Source organism: Cupriavidus sp. 05N40, from assembly GCF_056397305.1.
In genome coordinates, this window is the sequence record NZ_JBFTND010000354.1 from 1 (window position 1) to 4131 (window position 4131).

At 66.9% G+C, this 4131-nt stretch carries 4 protein-coding genes; all 4 read left to right on the forward strand.

What is annotated here, in order from left to right; genetic code table 11:
- On the forward strand, positions 1–321 hold a 321-nt coding region (locus AC1DO7_RS39870; RefSeq protein ID WP_477117460.1), incomplete at its 5' end, for a YhdP family protein.
- 70 nt (positions 322–391) lie between these two features.
- Positions 392–1231, forward strand: a complete 840-nt coding sequence (locus AC1DO7_RS39875) for a carbon-nitrogen hydrolase family protein (RefSeq protein WP_477117461.1) — start codon at positions 392–394, stop codon at positions 1229–1231.
- Between the two features lie 119 nt (positions 1232–1350).
- Positions 1351–2811 carry a metalloprotease TldD gene (gene tldD / locus AC1DO7_RS39880; protein ID WP_477117462.1) on the forward strand — a complete coding sequence of 487 codons (1461 nt, stop codon included), beginning with the start codon at positions 1351–1353 and terminating at the stop codon, positions 2809–2811.
- 375 nt (positions 2812–3186) lie between these two features.
- A partial coding sequence (locus tag AC1DO7_RS39885) for a 3-deoxy-7-phosphoheptulonate synthase (RefSeq protein ID WP_477117463.1) occupies positions 3187–4131 on the forward strand: 945 nt, incomplete at its 3' end.

Below are 4131 nucleotides of genomic sequence, written 5' to 3' on the forward strand. Positions count from 1 at the left end.
CAGCTGCGGGCCTCGATGACCGGCAGCGCCAACCTGCCGCGCGAGACCCAGGATCTCGAAGTCACGGTGATTCCGCGCATCAACGCCACTTCGGCCTCGGTGGCGGCGGCCTTCATCAATCCGGTGCTGGGCATCGGCACGCTGGCCGCGCAGCTCATCTTCGCCGACGAATTCTCCAAGGCCTTCAGCCGCCGGTACCACATCAGCGGCGGCTGGGCGAACCCGCAGATCAACAAAGTGGGGGAGAATAAGGCCGGCGCCAGACCCGAGCTGCCCTCGTCCATGCAAGGCACGTCCAACCGTGTCTATCCGGCCCCGTAGGCGTGCCGGAGATCAGCGGCGCGGAAGAAAACCAGCGATGGCGCCCGTTCCAACGCCAAGGAAACCTAATATGACCGCAAATGCATCCGCCCCAGGTGCAGCGCCGTYCCGCGTGGCCGCGATCCAGACCGTCAGCGGCATTTCGCGCGAAGCCAACCTGGCCCGCGCCGCAGTGCTGATCGCGCAGGCCGCGCACGGCGGCGCGGAACTGGTGTTGTTGCCGGAATACTTCTGCATGATGGGCCAGCGCGAAGGCGACAAGGTCGGCATCCGCGAACGTGACGGGGACGGCCCGATCCAGGCTTTCCTGGCGGACGCGGCGCGGCGCCACCGCATCTGGCTGGTGGGCGGCACCTTGCCGCTGTGGTGCGAGGACGAGGCGCGCGTGTACAACACCTCGCTGGTCTACGATCCGCGCGGCGAACGCGTGGCGCGCTACGACAAGATCCACCTGTTCGGCTTCACCCGCGGCACCGAGAGCTACGACGAATCGCGCACCATCCTGGCCGGCGATACGCCGGTGAGCTTCGAGGCGCCGTGCGGCCGCGTCGCCATGTCGGTCTGCTACGACCTGCGCTTTCCCGAGCTGTACCGCCAGCTGGCGGCGGGCGGCAACACCAGCTTGATTCTGATGCCGGCCGCCTTCACCTACACCACGGGGCAGGCGCACTGGGAGATCCTGCTGCGCGCCCGCGCCATCGAAAACCAGTGCTATGTGCTGGCCGCGGCACAGGGCGGCAAGCACGAGAACGGCCGCCGCACCTGGGGCCACTCCATGCTGATCGACCCATGGGGCGAGATCATGGCGGTGCTGCCCGAAGGCGAAGGCGTGGTGAGCGGACGGATCGACCCCGCGCGCCTGGACGAAGTGCGGCAGAACCTGCCGGCGCTGCGCCATCGGGTGCTGTAGCATGTACGGCAATACGCCTCGCTGCGCCATGGTGATACGCCATGGCGAACAGCGCTGAAGGCAGAATTTTCACGCGGTGGCGCCAACCGGCCGCCGCGGCACGACGACAAAGGAAAACCATGAACGCCGGCGATCTCGGAATCCGCAACCTCGCCACCGCCCAGCAATTGCTGCTGGCCCCCTACGGGCTCGACGAAGCCAAGCTGCAGCGCGCGCTGGCCGACATCTTCACGCACAAGGTCGACTACGCCGACCTCTACTTCCAGTACACCCGCAACGAGGCGTGGAGCCTGGAAGAAGGCATCGTCAAGTCGGGCAGCTTCAGCATCGACCAGGGCGTGGGCGTGCGCGCCGTCTCGGGCGACAAGACCGCCTTCGCCTACTCGGACGACATCAGCATGGATGCGCTGCTGCAGGCCGGCGCCGCCACCCGCACCATCGGCCGCGCCGGCAGCGGCCGCGTCAAGGTGGCGGGCAAGCTGGCCTCCCAGGGCGGGCGCAACCTGTACTCGCCCAACGATCCGCTCGACTCCATGGCAGCGGCCGACAAGGTGGCGCTGCTCGAACGCGTGGAACGCATGGCGCGTGCCAAGGACCCGCGCGTGGTGCAGGTCATGGCGGGCCTGGCCGGCGAATACGACGTGGTGCTGGTGGCGCGCAGCGACGGCGTCATCGCCGCCGACGTGCGCCCGCTGGTGCGCGTCTCGGTCACGGTGATCGCCGAGCAGAACGGCCGGCGCGAGATCGGCTCCTCCGGCGGCGGCGGACGCTACGCCTACGGCTATTTCACCGACGACCTGCTGCGCAAGTACGTGGACGAGGCTGTCGCTTCGGCGCTGGTGAACCTGGAGGCGCGCCCCACCCCGGCCGGCGCCATGACCGTGGTGCTSGGSCCGGGCTGGMMCGGCGTGCTGCTGCACGAAGCCRTCGGCCACGGCCTGGARGGCGACTTCAACCGCAAGGGCTCGTCGGCCTTCGCCGGCCGCATGGGCGAGCGCGTGGCGGCCAAGGGCGTGACCGTGGTGGACGATGGCACGCTGGCCAACCGCCGCGGCTCGCTCAACCTCGACGACGAGGGCAACCCGACCCAGTGCACCACGCTGATCGAGGACGGCATCCTCAAGGGCTATATGCAGGACACGCTCAACGCGCGCCTGATGAAGATGCCGGTGACCGGCAATGCGCGCCGCGAGAGCTATGCTGCGCTGCCCATGCCGCGCATGACCAACACCTACATGCTCAACGGCAACCGCGACCCGCAAGAGATCATCGCCAGCGTCAAGCGCGGCCTCTATGCGGTGAATTTCGGCGGCGGCCAGGTCGACATCACCAACGGCAAGTTCGTGTTCTCCGCCAGCGAGGCCTACCTGATCGAGGACGGCAAGATCACCGCCCCGGTCAAGGGTGCCACGCTGGTCGGCAACGGTCCGGAATCGCTCAAGGACGTCACCATGATCGGCAATGACATGCGACTGGATTCCGGCGTGGGCGTGTGCGGCAAGGAAGGCCAGAGCGTGCCGGTGGGCGTCGGCCAGCCGACCCTGCGCATCGAGAACATGACCGTGGGCGGCACGGCCTGAACCCCGCGGGGCACTGCCGGCGCCCGCGCGGCGCTTGCCAAGCCCCGCAAAAAGCGCTATAAAGATGCTTCGTTGCGCGATGGTCAACCGCCGCTGCCGGCAGAATCGGCAGGTCCGGCGCAATTTAATGCCATCCTCTGACGCGTTGCCGCAAAGAACATACGACACCCGAGCCTGATCCAATCCATGTCCGCCAAGTTTTACTTTTACTTTTTTAGCGATCTCACACCGCTGGCGGATGGAGAGGGACGATCGTAAGCGCCCCCAGGATTCAAAAAAAGCCGCCAGCGAACCTGGCGGCTTTTTTTATCCCGGCCCGCACCCAAGCTCTAGCCCAGACACCCAAACTCACGACCCACAAAATCCGGAGCCATCATGCTGAAGAACACCGACGACCTGCGCATTCGCGAACTCAAGGAACTGCTGCCGCCGGCGCACCTGATCCGCGAGTTCGCGTGCTCCGAAAAGGCGTCCGACGTGATCTACGGCGCGCGCCAGGCCATGCACCGGATCCTGCACGGCATGGATGACCGCCTGATCGTCATCATCGGACCCTGCTCCATCCACGACACCCGCGCCGCGCTCGAATACGCCAAGCTGCTCAAGGTGCAGCGCGATCGTTTCGCCGGCGAGCTGGAAGTGGTGATGCGGGTGTATTTCGAGAAGCCGCGCACCACGGTGGGCTGGAAGGGCCTGATCAACGACCCGCACATGGACGGCAGCTTCAAGATCAACGACGGCCTGCGCACCGCGCGCGAGCTGCTGCTGAACATCAGCGAGCTCGGCGTGCCGACCGGCACCGAGTACCTCGACATGATCAGCCCGCAGTACATCGCCGACCTGGTCAGCTGGGGCGCCATCGGCGCGCGCACCACCGAAAGCCAGGTGCACCGCGAGCTGGCCTCGGGACTGTCGTGCCCGGTCGGCTTCAAGAACGGCACCGACGGCAACGTCAAGATTGCCGTGGACGCCATCAAGGCCGCCTCGCAGCCCCACCATTTCCTGTCGGTGACCAAGGGCGGCCACTCCGCCATCGTGTCGACCTCGGGCAACGAGGACTGCCACATCATCCTGCGCGGCGGCAAGGCGCCGAACTACGACRCCGCCAGCGTGCAGGAAGCCTGCGAAGCGATCTCCAAGGCAGGCCTCGCCGCGCGCCTGATGATCGATGCCTCGCATGCCAACAGCAGCAAGAAGCACGAGAACCAGATCCCCGTCTGCGAGGACATCGGCCGCCAGATGGCCGCGGGCGACGAGCGCATCGTCGGCGTGATGGTGGAATCGCATCTGGTGGCGGGCCGTCAGGACCATGCCCAGGGC